The 18,445-nt window shown below is 53.6% G+C and carries 13 protein-coding genes; 6 read left to right on the forward strand and 7 right to left on the reverse strand.

From position 1 onward, the window contains the following. Positions 1–91 precede the first annotated feature (91 nt). Positions 92–967: a 1,4-dihydroxy-2-naphthoate polyprenyltransferase gene (locus N512_RS0100895; RefSeq protein ID WP_025009392.1), complete on the reverse strand. Its 876-nt coding sequence runs from the start codon at positions 965–967 to the stop codon at positions 92–94. Positions 968–1,200: 233 nt separating this feature from the next. Here N512_RS0100895 and N512_RS0100900 point away from each other — a divergent pair, with 233 nt between their 5' ends. The 3 genes from N512_RS0100900 (at position 1,201) to N512_RS0100910 (ending at position 3,444) form a co-directional block, all read left to right on the forward strand. Next, positions 1,201–2,085 (forward strand): SDR family NAD(P)-dependent oxidoreductase, encoded by an 885-nt coding sequence (locus tag N512_RS0100900; RefSeq protein ID WP_051472579.1) that lies wholly within the window; start codon positions 1,201–1,203, stop codon positions 2,083–2,085. Between the two features lie 70 nt (positions 2,086–2,155). Next, positions 2,156–3,019 (forward strand): acyl-CoA thioesterase II, encoded by an 864-nt coding sequence (tesB, locus tag N512_RS0100905; RefSeq protein ID WP_028779092.1) that lies wholly within the window; start codon positions 2,156–2,158, stop codon positions 3,017–3,019. Positions 3,020–3,030: 11 nt separating this feature from the next. Beyond that, positions 3,031–3,444 carry a YbaY family lipoprotein gene (locus N512_RS0100910; RefSeq protein WP_028779093.1) on the forward strand — a complete coding sequence of 138 codons (414 nt, stop codon included), beginning with the start codon at positions 3,031–3,033 and terminating at the stop codon, positions 3,442–3,444. Positions 3,445–3,493: 49 nt separating this feature from the next. Here N512_RS0100910 and N512_RS0100915 read toward each other — a convergent pair whose 3' ends face one another. Beyond that, positions 3,494–5,500 carry a methyl-accepting chemotaxis protein gene (locus N512_RS0100915; protein ID WP_028779094.1) on the reverse strand — a complete coding sequence of 669 codons (2,007 nt, stop codon included), beginning with the start codon at positions 5,498–5,500 and terminating at the stop codon, positions 3,494–3,496. A 291-nt stretch (positions 5,501–5,791) separates the two neighbouring features. On the opposite strand from N512_RS0100915, the gene N512_RS0100920 reads away from it, so the two are divergent. Continuing rightward, on the forward strand, positions 5,792–8,509 hold the full coding sequence (locus N512_RS0100920) for a TonB-dependent receptor domain-containing protein (protein WP_028779095.1): 2,718 nt from the start codon (positions 5,792–5,794) through the stop codon (positions 8,507–8,509). A gap of 61 nt (positions 8,510–8,570) precedes the next feature. Here the strand turns inward: N512_RS0100920 and N512_RS0100925 are convergent, their stop codons facing one another. Both N512_RS0100925 and N512_RS0100930 read right to left on the reverse strand, forming a co-directional pair. Beyond that, a complete protein-coding gene (locus N512_RS0100925) occupies positions 8,571–11,657 on the reverse strand; it encodes an efflux RND transporter permease subunit (protein WP_037473783.1) in 3,087 nt (1,028 codons plus the stop codon). Continuing rightward, complete coding sequence (locus tag N512_RS0100930) at positions 11,654–12,757, reverse strand: efflux RND transporter periplasmic adaptor subunit (RefSeq protein WP_028779097.1); 1,104 nt, start codon at positions 12,755–12,757, stop codon at positions 11,654–11,656. The genes N512_RS0100925 and N512_RS0100930 overlap by 4 nt, the downstream gene beginning before the upstream one ends. Positions 12,758–12,978: 221 nt before the next feature. Between N512_RS0100930 and N512_RS0100935 the strand changes: the two genes are divergently transcribed. Together N512_RS0100935 and N512_RS0100940 are read left to right on the forward strand one after the other, a co-directional pair. After that, on the forward strand, positions 12,979–13,593 hold the full coding sequence (locus N512_RS0100935; protein ID WP_025009386.1) for a TetR/AcrR family transcriptional regulator: 615 nt from the start codon (positions 12,979–12,981) through the stop codon (positions 13,591–13,593). A gap of 46 nt (positions 13,594–13,639) precedes the next feature. Then, positions 13,640–14,530: a DUF6268 family outer membrane beta-barrel protein gene (locus tag N512_RS0100940; protein WP_028779098.1), complete on the forward strand. Its 891-nt coding sequence runs from the start codon at positions 13,640–13,642 to the stop codon at positions 14,528–14,530. An 85-nt stretch (positions 14,531–14,615) separates the two neighbouring features. Here the strand turns inward: N512_RS0100940 and N512_RS0100945 are convergent, their stop codons facing one another. The 3 genes from N512_RS0100945 to N512_RS0100955 form a co-directional block, all read right to left on the reverse strand. Then, positions 14,616–15,179 carry a chalcone isomerase family protein gene (locus N512_RS0100945; RefSeq protein ID WP_025889854.1) on the reverse strand — a complete coding sequence of 188 codons (564 nt, stop codon included), beginning with the start codon at positions 15,177–15,179 and terminating at the stop codon, positions 14,616–14,618. A gap of 78 nt (positions 15,180–15,257) precedes the next feature. After that, positions 15,258–15,737, reverse strand: coding sequence for a DUF2947 domain-containing protein (locus N512_RS0100950; RefSeq protein ID WP_028779099.1), 480 nt, complete (start codon positions 15,735–15,737; stop codon positions 15,258–15,260). Between the two features lie 91 nt (positions 15,738–15,828). Next, positions 15,829–18,282 carry a 6-hydroxymethylpterin diphosphokinase MptE-like protein gene (locus N512_RS0100955; protein WP_028779100.1) on the reverse strand — a complete coding sequence of 818 codons (2,454 nt, stop codon included), beginning with the start codon at positions 18,280–18,282 and terminating at the stop codon, positions 15,829–15,831. Between the last annotated feature and the right edge of the window lie 163 nt (positions 18,283–18,445).

The raw sequence follows: 18,445 nt of genomic DNA on the forward strand, positions 1-18,445 counted from the left end.
AGAACATAATCGCCGAACAACAAAAAGGCTTCCAACTGCATGGCAGTGGAAGCCTTTGTTATTACTATCCCTTTGTTATTGCTTCCCTGGGTTAAATGGTAAATACCAAGCCTAAGCTGAACAGGGCACTGAACATCATGGTCAGTTTGGCTGTACGTCCCAGCAGGGGATTCAGCGCCGCGCCCGATACTTGCGTGAAATCGCTGGACAGCCTGCGGGCCATCAGCAGTGCGAGGCCTGTCAGCAGCACAGGCAGCCCAGGCAGCAAGCCCAGTAGGAAACCTGCGATAATCAGGCCGAAGGGTAAGTAAACCAACGCCTGGTACAGCACCTTGGACTGGGCCTCACCTATGCGTACCGCCAAAGTGCGCTTGCCGGCTTTCTCGTCGGTATAGATATCGCGAGTGTTGTTAACCAGGCAGATGGCGGCATTGAGTAGGCCCACAGCGCTACCCAAAATCCAGGCTGCGGTGCTGGTATCACCGGCCTGCAGGTAGTAACTGCCGACAACGGCTACCAAGCCAAAGAAGATAAAGGCCGCCACTTCGCCAAGGCCGTGTGAGGCCAGCGGGTATGGGCCGCCGCTGTAACCCAGGGCACCCATAATGGAAGCCGCCGCCAGGATGGCAATCGGCCAGCCTCCGTGCCAAATGAGGAAAGACCCCACTACCAATGCCAGCAAGAGGCAAAAAATCATCGCGTTGCGTACTTTCTGCGGATCGAGCAAGCCACTCTGGGTGACCCTTATCGGCCCCAGTCGCTCCTCGGTATCTATACCGTTTTTAAAATCAAAGTAGTCATTGGCCAGATTAACTGCAATCTGCAGCAACAGGGCACAGACCATGGACGCCACTGCAATGGCCCAACTGAAGCTCTCCAGTTGCAGAGCCAGTATGTTGCCTATCAGCAAGGGTCCTATCGCCGCAGGCAAGGTGCGCGGCCGTGAGGCTAAAATCCAGGGGTTCATCTTGTCCTTTCTTCAGAGTTAAAGACGGAAAAACAAGCTAAGGATACCAATTTTCCACTTGAAAGTTAGCACAATCGGATAAATGCATTTAACAGAGTTTGAGTCAGCGCACATTTGTACCCGTGCGGATTAAAAAAATGCAGCCATAATCAAATTACCCTTGGGTTTTATGTGTTCTTATTGTTAAAGAATACCCGGTATTTCATGGGCTTAATGCTAATGCAGAGGTTAATATGATGGGGTTTGGGGGCAGGACAGCCCTTATCAGCGGTGCCGCCTCGGGCTTGGGGCGGGCTTTTGCCATAGGATTGGCACAAAGGGGCGCCAGCCTGGCGCTGCTGGATATCGACAGCTGTAAAGATACCTTGAATGCGCTTTCTGCTTTGGGGGCCGATGCCAAAGCCTGGCAATGTGATGTTGCCGACGAACAGCGGGTCGCCAAGGTGTTGCAGGAAGCCTGCGACCACTTTGGCACCATAGAGCTGCTGGTGGCCTGCGCCGGGATCCACCATCCCTGCTCATTTGAAAAGTTGACTGCCAAACAGTGGCGACGGCAGTTGCAGGTGGATCTCGATGGCAGTTTCTTCCTTTGTCACGGCCTCTGGTCACGAATGAAGGCACAGGAGTATGGCCGGATCCTGCTGCTCGGCGGTGTCAGCGGTGTTTTCGGCGATCTGTTCGAAAGTGCCTGGGCCAGTGCCAAGATGGCTTTGCTTGGATTAACCAATAGTCTCAGTCGTGAAGGCAGTATTCACAATATCCGCGTGAACAGCCTCTGCCCCATGGTCACCACTCCCATGACGGAAAAACATTTGGCACTGCCGGTGCAACCCCTGTTTGGGGTGAATGCACCTTTGGCGGCCGGGTTGTTTCTGCTCAGTGAGCAGGCGCCTAATGGCCAGCATCTTTTGGCGGCGGCCGGCAGTATCAGCCGAGTGAGAATGGCTGAAACCGAGCCGGGCTATTTCCATGCCGGCGCCTGTACGCCTGAGCTTTTGGCCAGAGCATGGCCGGAGCTGAGTGTGGCCACTCCATTGGGATTCAGCGACAGCGGAGAGGCACAAATCGTCAAATGGGCCAGGCAGGCCGCTGCCGAGCATGATATAGAGATAGAATAAAGGCTTCTGGTCACGAAGGGCGGTTCTGGGTTAATCTTTGCGGTATATGTCAGCCAGTTAACAGAATTTTATGAGCCAGGTTTTAGATGATCTCTTGTCACTGCTCGCGCTTGAACAGATAGAAATTGGACTTTATCGGGGCCAGAGCCAGGATCTGGGTTTTGGTCATGTGTTTGGCGGTCAGGTCATGGGCCAGGCCCTCAGCGCTGCCCGTCGCACTGTGCCGCAAGAGCGCCAGGTGCATTCACTGCATTCCTATTTTTTACGGGCAGGCGATGAAAAGTTGCCGATAGTCTACGAAGTCGAAAACATGCGTGACGGCGGTAGTTTCAGCGCCTGTCAGGTGAAGGCGATTCAGAAAGGGCGGCCGATTTTCTACATGACCTGTTCCTTCCAGGAGCCGGAGGAGGGTTTCAGCCACCAGGCAGAAATGCCGGAGGTTCCCGGCCCTGAAGGGATACTCAATCAGCAGGAATTGGCGATGACCATGAGGGACAAGGTGCCCGCCAGAATGCTGGAGAAGTTCATGGCCGATGCCCCCATAGAGATGCGCCTGGTCAATCCGCTCAACCCTGTGGCACCTGCGGCGACTGAACCTGTACGCCATGTTTGGCTGCGGGCCAATGGCGCCTTGCCGCCTGAGCATGAAATGCACGATTACCTGCTGGCGTACGCTTCGGATTTCAACTTTTTGGTGACGGCAGCTCAGCCTCATGGGGTGTCATTTCTGACCCCAGGGATGCGGATGGCCACCATAGATCATTCACTCTGGTTCCATCGTCCGGTCAATATGGGCGAGTGGTTGCTGTATGCCATAGAGAGCCCCAATGCCAGTGGTGGCCGGGGTTATGTGAGAGGGCAGTTCTTCAACCAACAGGGAGAACTGGTGGCTTCGGCCACTCAGGAAGGCCTGATACGTATGACTGCCAAATAAGGGAATGAAAGATGATTAAATATGTAAAAGGGCTGGTCGTTGCCGCCGGGATAGTCTTTCTCGCTGCCTGTGTTACGGTTGACCCCAAGGCACCGGTTATCGTCAACGGGGCGGCGGGCTACCTGGAAAGAGTGGCCTTGCCTCAAGGTTCGAGTATCACAATTGCCATCATAGATTTGGATACCCCCGGGGTAATCGTGGCACAAAAGAGCTTTGATATTGCCAGGGCACCGGTGCCGTTCAAATTCATTTTGCCGGCGGAAACCGTTGAGTCCAATGTCAACTATGGTGTGGTGGCCATGATCCAGTATCAGGGGCGAGTGATATTCCAGACCTATGACAGATACCCTGTGATCAACAATGACAAATTTACCACCGAAGTGCTGATGAAGGCGGTGCCTTTACCGCAATTGGATCAGCGTTAAGCGTTGCAGCAGGATATGAAAAGGCGCCACTTGGGCGCCTTTTTACTTGTTACACTCTGAAAATACTTATCTGTTTCTTCAAGGCGGCGGCCAGCTCGGTCAACTCTCTGGCGGAGTTGACGGTTTCTGTGGCGCGGATATCGCCTTCGCGGGCCAGATCTGTTATCTGGTGCAGATTACGGGTGACTTCATCGGCCACCGCGCTTTGCTGCTCTGTGGCACTGGCAATACTGCTGACAGATACCGCCAGATCGGCAATTCGCTGGGCAATGGCGGTCAACTGATTGTTGGCTTCCTCTCCCTGCTCGGCGGAGCGATTACCCAACTGATGACTCTGATCCATGCGTGTAGCCGTGTCCTTGACCTTGGCCTGCAGTGAGGTGATGGTCTGGCCGATTTCCGAAATCGATGCCTGAGTGCGGCTTGCCAGAGTGCGCACTTCATCGGCCACTACTGCAAAACCGCGCCCTTGTTCGCCGGCGCGGGCGGCTTCGATGGCGGCGTTCAGTGCCAGCAGGTTGGTTTGCTCGGCGATGCCATTGATAACTTCAGTGATGGTGTTGATGGCTTCACTCTCTTTGGCTACCCCTTCGACGGCGGTATGGCTCTCGCTCAACTGTCTGCTGAGGGTTTCCAGCCCTTGCACCACCTGGGTCAGTTGCTGGTGTCCGGCGCGGGAGGCTTCGTCTACCTGTTGGCTCTGGTTGGCGCTTTCACCGGCGTGGTTGGCCACATCGCGTATCGAAGTGGACATCTCCTCAATGGCGGTCGCTATTTGATCGGTTTGAGCCATTAGAGCTTGGGCTTCATCGCCGTTGAGACGGGCAACTTCCTGGGCCTGTTCGGCCTGGTATTCCAGAGTTTGTACTGAGCCCTGCAATGCCTGGATCAGCTGTTTCAGTCCCTGGGTCATTTCGGTGACGCTGTTGCTTATCCGTACCACTTCGTTTTCGCTGCGGCTGTCGAGTTTTGGCAGTGCTTGGCTGAAGTCGCCTTTGCCCAGGTTTTCCATGTGGCGCTGCAAGGTTTGCAGTGGTCTGACAGTGCGTACCAGCACGACAGAGAGCAGGGCGGTGATCACCAGAATACCAATCACGGCAACCAGGGCGTTGATCAGTAAAAGAGTCTGGCTTTCCTCATTCAACTCGGCGGCTTTGACCTGACCGATAAGCTCCCAGTTCCAGCCGGGAATGGTAGCGCTGTAGGCAATCATCTCCACGCCTTTGCTGTTGTGATAGCTCTTGACCCCTTCACTGTTCATCAGCTCATCGAGTGGCAAGCCATCGAGCTCTGCCTCTGTCACGGTTTGTCCCTGAACCAGGCTGGGATGAGCCACCACCACTTTGTCGGCGCGGCGCAGCAGCAGGTAGTTGCCGCTTTCTTCCAGGCGCAGCTGTTTGACCGACTGCTGCAACTGCACCAGAGAGTCACTGATGTCGAAGCCTATATAGAGAATACCTATCACTGACCCTTGAGCATCCTTGACCGGACGGTAAACCGTCATATAGTCGCGGCCGAACAACTTGGCATAACCCTCATAGACTTGGCCCTGAATAAGTTTTTGATAGCCCGGGTGTTTTGTTCCCAAATAAGTCCCCAGAGCGCGGCTGCCATCGGCCTTTTTCAGTGAGGTGGCAATACGTAGAAAGTCATCGCCGTCACGAACGAACACAGTGGCATTCCCGCCTGTGAGGTTGGCATATCTGTCGACTTTACTGCGGGAGGAGTTGAGCTGTTCCTTTTCATGCATCAATGCCGGGGTATCTATCCCCAGGACTCTGACAGTTTTGTTTTCCGGTTTATGGAATTGGCCTGGATACATGGCCCTGAATACATCGGCATTGCGACGGGCCAGGGACAACAGGCTCTCGTATTGCAATGCCAGCAGATCATCGACCCCATGGATCTGTTGCTCCATGGCGGTTATCGCTTTCTCTTTCAAGGTCGATGAGGCTGTCAGGTAGGAGATGCTACTCAGGATGCCAAACACCAAAATCGTCAGCACAAAAGCCAGTGTGCCGATCTGTTTGGCGATAGGCCAGTTGCGGTAATTCATTATCGTTATTCCTGTATGACCGGTTTGTTGAACTTTATCTCATTCACGTTAAACAAGTTTTGACCTGAATCTAACTATGGGCTCGCCCCTTTATTTTAGAGGAAGCTTGATTACAGCAGTACAGTTTGGGCAAGTTTTTAACCCTTTATATTGTATACAAAATAAAATATGTGATATAAAAGTTGCGGTTTTGTTACCGCTACGGGTTAAAACAAAAGTGGGGCAAGCCAGGGAGTAGAAAGATAAATAGAGCTAACTGATTGATTAATATTAGAGGAAGGGAGAACGAGTATGAGAATGCAGCCATTGGCTATCGCCATTTCCTGCCTGTTGGGGGCTTCGGCATCGGCTTGGGCCGAACAGAGCGCGGCAGAACAGGTGGAACGGATTGAAGTCACAGGGTCGAGGATTAAGCGTGTCGATATGGAAGGCGCGACCCCGATCACCACTATTACCGCCGATGAGCTGGCCAAGTCCGGGTTTGCCACGGTCGGCGATGCCTTGCGTTCCTCCAACCTCAACGCCTTCGGTTCCTGGGGCGGTGGTTCCAACAATGGTTGGGGTTCCCAGGCTACGGTACAACTCAAAGGGGCTTCGGCCTTCAATACGTTGACGCTGCTGGATGGCAAACGTATGGCCAAGTCCCCTGTGCTGGATGGCGGCGCCGCCAACATCAATACTATTCCGATGGCGGCGGTCGAGCGGATTGAGATACTGACAGACGGCGCCTCGGCGATTTACGGTACAGACGCCATTGCCGGTGTGGTCAATATTATTCTCAAAAAGGACTTCGAGGGTATCCAGCTCGACGGTCGTATGGACAGGCCCAGCAATGAAGGCGGTGATTCCTCCAATCTGTCGTTCACCGGTGGACTCAATTCCGATAAGGGCCACCTGGTGTTCACCTTTGAACACTATGAGCAGAAACCTATCATGCAGTCGCAGCGCTGGTTTACCCAACCCTTTGTGGTACCGGGGGGCGATGCATCCGACTATCAGGATTGGGTCAATATTTCGCCCACCGGCAGGGTGCTGACCCAAGGGGCGGCAGGAAACTGGGTTTATTCGGCTCCCTTTGCCAACAGTGACAGAGACTGCGCCGATGTTTATGGTGATAAGTTTGTCGGTGTGCTGAACGACAGCGATTATCCCGGCGATACCCTGTGCGCCTATGACTATACCAAGGCCGCAGCCACTACAGTGGATCAGAGCCGCAACAATACCCTGTTGCACTATACCTATGAGCTGAGTGATTCGCTGCAACTGACTGCCAGAGCCTATTGGGCCGCCAATGAGACCCGGGATATTTCGGCGCCGGTCCCGGCCTGGATCAGCATTCCCAATGGTTTACCCGCCTATACCACGGCCGAGGGGCTCGAGTTGGTTGAGCTGATGGCCGACCCTTCTGCCGGAATGAACTTTCGCTTCGATACCGCGGGTGACAGGGTCGCCGAGCATCATGACAACATCTTTGACTATCTGCTGGCGCTCAACGGCACTGCCGACTTTATCAGTTGGGATCTTGCATTCAACTACAATAAATACAGCAACTTCACTTGGGGGACTGGCTATCAACTCAAGGGCGCCAGCTCAGATCTTATCGGCCATTGGGACACAAACAGCAACAACTTTGTCGGCTGGGACCCCAGAGACCCGAATTCCCCCATGCCCGGGGGCGCTACCGCCAACTATGATAAGCGCATGACGGCCACCTATCTGGATATCAATGGCGGCGCTTCCATGGATTTGTTTGAGTTGCCCGGTGGCTTCAGTGCCTTGTATATCGGCGCTTCCTATCGTGAAGAATCACTGGATTCCAAGGTGGATGCCTTGGCCGAGGCCGGCATGATAACCGGCGGCAACGGTGGCAGTGGCGGCGAGGGCGAGCGTGAAGTTTGGGCTACCTACTTCGAGTTTATGCTGCCACTGTTTGACTCGCTGGAGTTGAATCTGGCCGGGCGCTACGATGACTACTCGGATTTCGGCGGCACCTTCAACCCCCAGTTGTCGCTGCGTTATCGGCCGTTGGAGTCCTTGATGTTGAGGGCATCCTGGGGCACAGGATTCAGAGCGCCGACTCTGTCGGATCTCTATCAGGGCACCAGCGAAAGCTATGGCGATATTACCAACTACCTGAGTTGTTACGATAATCAGGAAGATATCGACTCTTGCAGCCGCACCGACAATGCACCGACCCTGACCGGCGGCAATCTGGAGCTCGAAGCCGAAGAGTCTGAATCCTACAACCTGGGGCTGGTATGGGATATCAATGACAATTTCAATGTCTCGGTAGATTATTGGTCGCTGGAGATCACCAATATGATCGAAGAGTTGTCGGCCAGTGAAATCGTCCGCACCCAGGCAAGACTCTGGCAGGCGGCAGATGCCCAAGGGCAGCCCAAACCCGATGTCAGCGATATCTATCCTGGCACTGCGATTTCTCGTTTGGGTAATGGCCGTATCGATTATGTGCAGAGTCAGAAACTCAATCTCGGCCGCAGTGAGCGTGAGGGGCTGGATCTCAGCTTCAGTGGCACCCTGGAAACAGAATTTGGTGACTGGAAGCTGGGCCTCGGCTGGTCACACTACTTCAAGTATACCTATACCTATGCCAGCGCCGGAGAACAGGTGCTGGGGGATGATGTCGCCGGGCGAGAGGGCACCCCGGAGGATAGATTGAATCTGACACTGGACTGGAACTATGGCGACCATGCCGTCAGCTATTTCAGTAATTTTATCGGTAGTCAAACCAGCTGGGATGTTCTTGATGACAGTTGGGATCCGGCGGTCGGGCAAACTATTGATGACAGCAAGCTCTATGAACTCGACAGTATCTGGTATCACAACCTCAGTTACACCTATACCTTACCCTGGAACAACAGCTTGTCGCTGGGGGTAACCAACCTCACCGATGAGGACCCAGTGCTGGCCTACGACGGCAGCTATAACTCCAACCTGTACGATATCCGCGGTCGAACCTACTGGGCCGGCTTCCGTCAGGCGTTTTAACGCCGCTCCCTTGATCCTCGTTGGATCTTCAGGCACACCCGTTTGGGTGTGCCTTTTTTGATCAATATTGGTTCGCCATCGCCAAATCGCGGGAGCATTCGGGCCGAGGTTTCAGCCATAGAGAGTAGACCACAGGTACCCAAACCAAAGACAAAAGGGTGGTCAGTGCCGTGCCTCCGGCAATGGCTATGGCAAAGGGGGGCCAAAAACCGCCGCCACCCAGAATAAGTGGCAGAAAGCCACCTACTGTAGTGATGGTGGTTGAACCTATATGACGACTGCAACTCATCACCCCGGCGAGAATGACGTCGGTGTCGCCGGCACGTGCCATAGGCTCGGACTCGAGTTCGGCCAGGATCACTATGGCGGCATTGATAGCCAGGCCCATCAAGCCCAGCAGACCTATTATCACGGTAAAGCCAAAGGGATAACCCAGAGCCCAGACCGCCAGCAGCCCGAGCCCCGCCGATTGCAGGGCGCTGAGCAGAATGATTCCCGTCAGCCTGAAGGAGTTGAAAGAGAGTACCAGCACTGTCAGCAATGCGGCGATCACCAAGACGATATTGGAGAGCAGATTACCCACGGCTTCATCACGTTTGGCACTCTCACCGCCTATCTCTATTCGGTAGGAGGCGGGCAGTTTAAGCTCGGCCAGTTTGGGTTTGACTCGCTCCAGTACTTTTTGCGGCAACACTCCTGAGGCGATATAGGCTTCGAGTATATTAACCCGCTGGCCGTTGTAGTGAGGAATAGCGCCGCGGCTGGCATTGACATGGCTTTGACTCACGGCCGAAAGCGGAATCGACTCACTATTGGGCGCCAGCAAGCTTATTTGCGACAGTTTGGATTGCTGTTCGCCGACACCGGCGCCGAGCTTGACTCTCACCGGCAGCGATTCAGTTTGCTCCAGCAAACTGCCACCTGTGATGCCTGTGGTGGACATCTGGATCTGTGAGGCGATCTCACTCAAACTCAGGCCGGCCATCAGGCTGGCATCTTCATCGAGCTGCAGCCACACCTTGGGCGCCCCCGGGCTCAGGGTCGCCCGGGTGTGGATCACATCCCGGGTCTCGGCCAGTAGTCGCCGCACCTCATCTCCAAGCTCGGCCAGGCGGTCGAGGTTGGGGCCATAGAGTCTCAGCTCCACCGGGGCGTTGAAGGGCGGGCCCTGTTCCAGTTTACGCACCAGGATCTGCGCATCCGGATAGTCTCTATCCAGTTGCTGTTGCAACTCGGGGATTAAGCGATTGGCGGTGCGAAAGTCGCGGGTTGTTATCATCGCCTGGGCGTATTGGCTGGCGCCCTGCTGTTTTTGAGTCAGGTTGTAGTAAAAGGATGGCACGTTCCCGCCTATGACCCAATTGACGCTTTCTATGCCGTCAGTGCTGCGCAGCTCTCTATCGAGTTGTTTGACTCTCTGCTCTGTCCTCGCCAGGCTGGCATGGGGCGAAAGATAGAGCTCCAGCTGGAACATGTTTCTGTCCGATGGCGGGAAAAACTGCTCTGTCATCTGCCCGGAGGCCACAAAGCCTGTCAGTGGCAAGATACCGATCAGCAGCGCAGCAGTTTTCGGGTAGTTGAGCGCCAGTTGCAGAGTCTGACTATAGGCTCTGGCCAACCTTGGCAGGTTTACCCCGTGGTGATACCAGCGATTGTCGTCCTTGGCGCGGCTGAAACGCCCGGCGAGACCGGCTATCAGGGTGTGGGAGATGAGGTAGGAGCCGAGCAGGGCAAAGATCACTGAAATAGCGATACCACTGACAAACTCGCCGGCGGCGCCAGGCATCAGCACTATCGGCGCGAATGCCAGCATGGTGGTGATGGTGGAGCCGGCAAGCGGCAGCCACAGGTGCCTGATGGTGGTGTTGACCGCCTGCAGCTTACTCATGCCCTCGCGGCGGCGCTGGGCAATGGCATCGACAATCACAATGGCGTTATCCACCATGATCCCCAGTGCCACCACCAAGCCGGTGACTGACATCTGATGAATGGGCAGGCCGGTAAACTTCATGCAGGCCAGGGTAAATAGTGCCGTCAGTGGCAGTGACAAGGCGACGATAAGCGCATTGCGCATGCCGACAGTCACCAGCAGCACCAGGAGAATGAGCACAAACCCCTGCAGCAGGTTGACGAGCAACTCCTGCAGACGCTCATTGGTATACCCCTCTTGCTCAAACAGCCATTGCATGCGGATATTGGCAGGGAAGTCTTGTTCCAGCTCGGCCGCAACCTGGCGGACTTGTTCACTCCAGATATCCACCCGAGTATTGTTGAGCATGCGGGCGGCCACCATGATGCCGGGCTCACCGTCCAGCCGCGCCAGATTATCCGGCGGATCCTTGGGCTGGCGGCTGATAACGGCGATATCGCCAAGGCGGATCAGTTGCCCGAAACTGTCGGTCTTCAGCGGCACCTGGCGGATACGCTCCAGCGAGTCCAGTTCACCGGAAACTTCCACCAACGCCCGGAAGCTCTGGTTGTTGATTTCACCGGCCGACACCTTGGTATCGGCCTGATTGAGAATTCCGGCAACGGCTCCCGGTGTCAGTCCGAGACGATTGATACGCTCGCCATCCAGCGTGACCAGAATTTCCTCCGTCGGCGCGCCATAGAGTTTGACAAAGTCTGTACCGCTCAAGAGCCGCAGTTTGCTTTGCAACTCTTTGGCGTAACGGCTGAGAATGTCGGGGCGCGCTTCTCCGCCGCCGTTCCATCCCAGGCCTATGATGGCGGTGTAGGCGTAACCCAGTTGATCGTCCAGTACCGGCGGATTGACACTCTGTGGCAGGCGGCCGCTGCTGTCGGCCAGCAGATCTCTGGCTCTCGACCAGACCGGCTCGGTTTCTATGACGTTATCTTTGAGCTCGAGTTGAATCACCGAGACCCCGGGTCTTGAGGTGGACTGGATAAGCTTGAGTTCCTCAAGTCGCCTAAGCTCATTTTCCAGTACTTCAGTCACCAGTGCCTCGACCCGCTCGGCGGAAGCGCCCGGATAGCTGGTGATCACAGAGGCAAAGCGGTTGGTGATATGGGGGTCTTCGGTGCGTGGCAGGCTGGAAATGGCGCCGAGCCCGGCAACCAGCAATAGGGCTATCAACAGGCTGGCGAGGCGGCCATTCTCGACAAAAGCCTTGATAACAGCGTTCATTGTCCACCTCTTGCGGTCAATGCCGCTCCCGGTGAGACTCTTTGCCCGGCAACCAGTTTATGCAGGCCTGTGGTGACAAACTGCTCTCCCGGGCTGATGGCACCGGTAATAAAGGCGTTGTCGCCCTCGGTATAGAGAATTTCCACATCGCGGCGCTGCAGTTTAAACCCTTCGACATCTTGCTTGAGCACGTACAGATTCCACAGACCGCGAATACCGTCGGTGAGCGCCGATACCGGAACCCAGTAACCTTCACGGGGAACTTCACGGCGGTATTGCAAATAAGCCAGTTCGCCATTGATAGGTGTCGTTTCCGATGTGGGGGTGATGCTGAACCTGAGCTGCACTGTGCGGGTGACCGGATTGATTTGGCCGCTGATCCCTTGCAGTTGGGCCTGATAGTAGTGTTCGGCGACTCTGAGACTGAGAATGGCTCCCGGTTGCAACTGCTCGGCAATATTCAGCGGCACACCTATCAGTGCCTGCAGATTGTCGCTCTGCACCAGGGTAAAGACCGGGCTGCCCAGGGCGATGACTTCGCCGAGATTATGCTCTCTTGCGGCTATCACACCGGCAAAGGGGGCGATGAGAAGCGATTTCTGCCGCTTAAGCTCATTGGCCTTTAGTGAGGCTTCCAGCCTGGCGTGCCCGGCTTCCAGGCTGGCCAGCTTGCCTTTGAGCTCGTCGAGTTGCTGCTCGGAAAGATATTGCTTGGCACTGAGCTCCAGTGAGCGTTTCAACGTTGCCCGGGCCAGCGAGATATCGGCCTGATTCTGATCCAGTGCCGCCTGTAATTCGGTCTGCTCTGCTTCCAGCAAGCTGGTATCCAACTGTGCCAACAATTGTCCTGGTTTAACTCTGTCACCTGTATCGACCAGGAGTTTTTGCAACTTGCCTGCGAGTTCGAAACCTATGCCTGTGGTATTGCCGGCTCGTATGCTGCCACTGAATTGCTGCAGTTTGGTGTAACCTGGCTTTAACACAAGATTGGCACTGTTGACCACTGGGGGTTTGGTTTCACTGTGCTCAGATGGCTGTGGTTGGCAGGCGGATAGGGATAATAACAAAGTGAGGGTGACAACCAGTGCACCGCTGCCCAGGCTCCTGTGGCTGACGTATTTGGTTTCAGGCCGGGGTACCTTGGTTTTTCCGGCGTCCTTGATGGTCTGTTGCAACGTCCTCTCCCTGCTTTGACTGACAATTGTTATTGATAGGTTAAACTGGACTTACTAGTCTAGTTTGGTAGAACTGGACTGTCTAGTCTATTTTGTGGTCTAATGCATTCCAAGGCGTTGCCGAATTAGGTACTAGTTATAACGATATGAATACTCAGCAATTAAGTCGTAGTGAACAGAAGAGGGCTCAGATACTGGAAGCCGCAATCGAGCTCTTCTGCGCTCAAGGGTTTCCCAATACCAGCATGGATGAAGTGGCTAAAACTGCCGGGGTGTCGAAGCAAACGGTTTACGCTCATTTTGGTTGTAAGGATGAGCTGTTTGTGGCGGCTATTGAATCCAAGTGCGTGGTTCGTCAGATTGCGGAAGTGCTGTTGGCCGACGCTGCCCGGCCGGAGCAGGCACTGGCGGTGTTTGCTGAGTATTTCGGCGAGCTGATCGTCAGTGAGGATGCCATTACGGTTTATCGCGCCTGTGTTTCCCAGGTGGATACTCATCCAGAACCGGCGCAGCTTTATTTCGATGCCGGACCCGAGTACATGTTGGGTCTGTTGGTGGATTTCTTTACCCAGGTTGAGCGTCATGGCGGGTACCACTTCGGCAACAAGCGTCAGGCCGCGGTGAGGCTGAGCCTAATGTTGTTTGGTGAGCTGCGGCTCAGAAAAGAGTTGGGGCTGGATACAGGGCAACTCGAGGCGCAACACAGGGATTATTGCATTGAAACGGCGGGATTGTTTCTCAAAGCGCATAGGTTGGAATAGCGTACTGTTATAATTGGCTTTTCTTTGAACGGCAAAAGGACATGAAATGAAAAAAACGGCCGCATTTATCTTACTGGGCGCTATCAGTGCCAGCACCGGCTTATTGGCCGCAGAGGCTCCAGCCTCCCGCTATACCCTGAGCCTGGCGGCCATTGAAAATGCCGATACGGATATTGATGGTGGTGGAGAGCTGGGACGCCGCAGCTATCTTCTGGGCGCGCGCGGAGATTGGCAACTGGATGAGCGTTGGGGGCTGGGTGTCAGCCTTGGCTATGACAAACTGGATTGGGATTTCTCTGCTTTGCCAACCAATGGCGCCAGTGATATGGCTTTTGCCGCCAGTCAGTTTGACTCGGCCCAGCGTTACTCGGCTTCTGTCAGCCTGAGATATACCCTGAACCGGCATTGGAGTCTGATGTTGGCGCCTCAGTTGCAGTATGCTTACAGTGATGAGGTTTCCTCTTCTGATGCCCGAAGCTATGGTGTCATCGTCGGTGCTGTTCACAGGTTTGATTCGGGTAACATGTTGGGTTTTGGGGTTGCTTATCTCAATGATATCAGTGAGGTAAGAACAGTTCCTTACTTGCTTATCGATTGGCAACTCAGTGACAGATGGCGGGTGGGCAACCCCTTTCAGGCAGGTTTTACCGGTCCGGCCGGGATAGAGTTCAGTTATCGGATTTCGCCTGAGATGGAATTGGGGTTGGGGTCATCTCATCGGACTGAGCGGATTTTGGTGGGGGAAAACGAACAGACACTGGAGCTGACGGAAATCAGCAGCTTCGCCCGTTTGGGCTGGCAGCTGGGACAAGGGTTCAATCTCAACGCCTATGTGGGTTACTTCATCAACCCCGAGCTTGAGTTGAGCGAGCCGGAGATCAAGCGGGAGCTGGATAACTATCTGGCCGGCGCTGTCCATCTCAGCTATCGTTTTTGATTGACTTGCCCGCAGGAGCGGGCAAGTTTCATCGATTCAACCGGGTCATTGATAAGCTATTGGCCCGGGAAATTCATTCAGAGGCTCAGTTGGCCAGCATCGCCTTTTTCAGGCTGCTCTGGGCCGGTTCATCGCCGAGCCAAATGTTCAGTAGCGCGCGGCGAAAGTTTTCTCCGGCGATGGTGTCCTGCAATTCACCGTTCTTATAGGCACTGACACCACTTTCCTGGCTGGTATACAGGAGAAAGGTATCGCCTTCTTTGATCTCTTCCTGAAACAGGCTCATGAAACGGTCGATATCGGCCTGTATGGCCTCAGTTTTACCGCCTGTTGCGTCATCGAAGCCTTCAGTAATCGCCGAGCGCATCTTATCTGCGGTGATAAGACCCGAGACTATCTTTAAGCTGACTGCTGCCTGTGGCTGCTCCAATACATCGGCTGTGGTAGTCGCCTTGGCAGGCAGATAGAGACCGCCTATGTAGAGATCCATAAAGAACTTGCTGCGTACCCCGGCACCATTGAGCTTAAGCGGGGTTGCTGCCTGAATGCTGAGGGTTTCCGGGATATTTTCACCGGCAATTTCGCGGGCATTGATTGTGGTGGATAGAGACAATCCCAACAGCAGGGCGGTTAAGGCTATTTTTTTCATTTTGTTCTCTTGCTCTCTTGGTCGCTTGTATCTTAATGAACTGACAAGGTTTTACTGTTGATTGAACGCTTGTCAAAACTATCCGCGTAGGCCCATTTTGAAGTTGCCATCCTGACTGAACCAGACGGCTTGCTTGTGTTTGGGGCTTATCAGTATGGGACCATCGTCGAAAAACAGAAAGCATTTCCAGTTCCGGGCGAAGACTTCCCAACGTGTTTGGATCACCTGATACTTTTCATAACAGAAATATACAGGGGCATCCGCCGGCCAGTCGATGAATTCGGCCAGAGGTTCCGGCAGGCTGTTGTCTTCGCTGTCCCAATGGCTTTGCCAGTATTCCGTTTGATGCCAGGTGGAACTGCGGCTGGCCCAGTCGCCCTTGGTAAAATCCTCGGCGCAGCTGCTCTTATTGCTTATCCAGCGATTCCACACTTCCATGGCACTCTTCTGATCCAGTGGCAATATGGCCGCCTTGTCCTGGTCGCTGACCGGCAGATCCTTATGGTTGAAGATCCATTTGCGGCGATACTGATCGAGTGGAATATAGCTGTGATTCAAGTTTTGTTCTCCGGAACTGCGCTTATTTGCCGGGGCATTATAACGGTGGCTAAAGGGGAAAAGAAAGGCCGCAGGAAACGGCCTTTGGCGTTTAGTTTCTGTTTTGCAGTTCGGTTAATCCCTGCTTGGCGCTGAGATTATCCGGGTCAAGCTCCAGTACTTTATGAAATGCCGTGACTGCGGCTTCATCCTGCTGCACTGCCTGCATGAACTGCGCTAACTTCAGCCATACCTGCAGATCCTGCGGATATTTACCTAGATAATCCAGATAGGTTTCCAGTGCCTGTTGCCCTTTACCACTGAGACGTAAAATGTGGGCATATTGCGGCAGAAAACTGTCATTCAAGTGGCTTAATTCCGCCAGAGTGGTTTCGGCCATAGGCAGCAGGTTGAGCTGCAGCGCCAGCACTGAAATCATTCTGAGCTCGGTTTCGGTTATTTGTTGCTGATCTATCTGTTGCAGTGCATGCAGCGCTTGTTCGGGGGCTTGTTTAAGTACTTCCAAATTGGCCTTGGCCAGCCAATAGAGGCGTTTGAGCTCGGGTTTTTCCGGCAGTACGAATTCGAGGTTATTCACCATTTGCTGCAGACCGTGTTGATGCCGTTGACTCTTAAACAGCATTATCTTGTCAAATATTCTGTCCTGAGTATTACTGTCGGCCAAGACGTCGCGATAAACTTGGCGCGCAGTAGTCAACATCCTGTGGAAGTTCTTATCGAGTTCATCGGCCAGAGTTTGTTCCTGAGGCCGTATTTGATGGTTTTGCCGCCAAATATGCACTCTGCCTGGGGTGTTATCCTGCTGCCACTGCTTGGCCAGTGACTCGAGTTTGGCATCCGGGCTGAGTTCTTCTTGGCGGGATTTCACTCGGGTTAAGGCGCTGTCAACAAGCCCGCCCAAGTGCTTGGCAATGACACAATAAGCCTGGTAGTAGTCCAGGTTCATTTGCTGCATTTGGGTTTGAGTCCACTCGTCGCTGCAGCGAGCGGTTAGAAATGCTGAAAATTCCCGGTAACCATAAAACTTGATCAGTTGAGCCATGTCACTGAAGTCTTTGTTGAGTTTGGCCTCTGTGGTCTGCAGTTGCTTTAACAGTTTGTTCGAAGGGGCTTTTGAATTGATTTCAGCCTGACAGGCTTTGAATGCCTTATGGGTAAGGTTTTCAATTCGGGTCAACTTTTGCTTTGCCTGTTCGAGTTGTTGAAAACACAGTTGCAGATCGGCTTTCTTATTTACTTGTTCCAAGTTTGAGCTTGAAAGTCGCTCTGACAAGGGTTTTTTGCGCTGTTGTAGTTTTATGTTCTCGTGAGAGCAAAAACCAATGCCCGCTATTCTGGCGGCGTCCTCGGAAAGGTTTATATATTCATGCTGGGGATGGGCGGCGATTTCATCTTCAATCGCCTGCCTGGCATGGAGTAACTGAAGAGGGGTCTCTGCCAGATAGCCGCTGTAGGTCTCCACCCATTCACACATATGCCCAAGGCTGGGACCCAATTTCGCTTCCTGAGTGCCGGATGCGTGGGAAACGCCATGCCTTGAGTAACACAGATCCATGCCGGTAAACAGTATTTGGCTAAAGCCCATCTCTATTGCCAGCAATAATGAACTGTTGGTAACAGTTGGGCCTTTGGTGATGATATTGCTGTGATGGGTTTGCCAGGGGAAGCGGTCACCCAGATAGAGATTTTCCCCGGCCCATTGGCCCACTATCCAAGGGTGGGCGTGGTAAGAATGAACCAGGAGAAAATCTTCGGGATATTGCATCATCTCTCTACTGACATCAAAGCTGAATGCCTGTGGATCCACTGTCACGACTATGTCAGGTTTTATCCCGTGATTGATGAGCTTGGCAGCAATGCGGGAAACCGCGAATATGGTCATTCTCTGTTGATTGGCCTTGAGCCAATCGAGCTGTAAGTCCATTGAAGGGCCGCCGGCGACTATAATGGCGGTTTCCCCTTCAAAATGCCCTCGCAGTATTTCTGCCGGAGAGTGATTATCGCAGACATTTTCCAGTTGGCGCTGTACAAACTCTTTCTGGTTGTAGTTGACACCTTGATTGAAACGTTCGTGATCCAATGCCTGTGCAATAGCACTTTTTAGCAAAATATACTCGGGAAGCGTCTCGGCTGCTGCGGCCATAGAGTGGTAATGGCGGTATTGCCCTTTGGCGATACAAATATCATTACCGGCTTGTTTGAGTATCTCGGGCAATTCGGCTTCTGTGGTGATCCATAACTTACTCTTGAGTGAATCTGGAAGGTCAATATTGAGTAGGCTCAACACTTCGGCAAGCTCGACGAAGATAAAGCGGCTTCCGGCTGGAAGCTCCATAGACAGTATATAGTTGGCCAACAAGCCGGAATCCATGCCGGTGAAGATATAAAGGGTGTCTTCAGCCGTTAATTGCTTGGCGAATTTATTGCGATATTGGCTTGCCGAGTCGAATTGTTCAAACATCTGCCGGTTGATCGCAGGCAGATAGGTTTCGTTGAAACGGCTAACGGCAAAGGTATTGAGCATGGCTGATGGAGTGCTTTGCATCTGGGCCCCTGATGGCTTGGACGCCAATTGTCTGACGTTTTACTGTGCTTGAGTCCATAATCTCAAGATATGTGCCAGTTTTCAAAGAGGTGAAGTGATCTCTGTATTGAAAATCGGCTTTTGACTTTGTCTCCTAAGTTTTTGTTATACAATGAAACCTATA

Origin of the sequence: Shewanella sp. 38A_GOM-205m (assembly GCF_000518445.1) — a bacterium.
GTDB classification, from domain to species: domain Bacteria; phylum Pseudomonadota; class Gammaproteobacteria; order Enterobacterales; family Shewanellaceae; genus Shewanella; species Shewanella algae.

What these genes read in the sequence shown, in the direction of transcription:
- N512_RS0100895 (WP_025009392.1), bottom strand. Translation starts at nt 967, where the DNA reads ATGAACCCCTGGATTTTAGCCTCACGGCCGCGCACCTTGCCTGCGGCG.
- N512_RS0100900 (WP_051472579.1), top strand. Translation starts at nt 1,201, where the DNA reads ATGATGGGGTTTGGGGGCAGGACAGCCCTTATCAGCGGTGCCGCCTCG.
- tesB (WP_028779092.1), top strand. Translation starts at nt 2,156, where the DNA reads ATGAGCCAGGTTTTAGATGATCTCTTGTCACTGCTCGCGCTTGAACAG.
- N512_RS0100910 (WP_028779093.1), top strand. Translation starts at nt 3,031, where the DNA reads ATGATTAAATATGTAAAAGGGCTGGTCGTTGCCGCCGGGATAGTCTTT.
- N512_RS0100915 (WP_028779094.1), bottom strand. Translation starts at nt 5,500, where the DNA reads ATGAATTACCGCAACTGGCCTATCGCCAAACAGATCGGCACACTGGCT.
- N512_RS0100920 (WP_028779095.1), top strand. Translation starts at nt 5,792, where the DNA reads ATGAGAATGCAGCCATTGGCTATCGCCATTTCCTGCCTGTTGGGGGCT.
- N512_RS0100925 (WP_037473783.1), bottom strand. Translation starts at nt 11,657, where the DNA reads ATGAACGCTGTTATCAAGGCTTTTGTCGAGAATGGCCGCCTCGCCAGC.
- N512_RS0100935 (WP_025009386.1), top strand. Translation starts at nt 12,979, where the DNA reads ATGAATACTCAGCAATTAAGTCGTAGTGAACAGAAGAGGGCTCAGATA.
- N512_RS0100940 (WP_028779098.1), top strand. Translation starts at nt 13,640, where the DNA reads ATGAAAAAAACGGCCGCATTTATCTTACTGGGCGCTATCAGTGCCAGC.
- N512_RS0100945 (WP_025889854.1), bottom strand. Translation starts at nt 15,179, where the DNA reads ATGAAAAAAATAGCCTTAACCGCCCTGCTGTTGGGATTGTCTCTATCC.
- N512_RS0100955 (WP_028779100.1), bottom strand. Translation starts at nt 18,282, where the DNA reads ATGCAAAGCACTCCATCAGCCATGCTCAATACCTTTGCCGTTAGCCGT.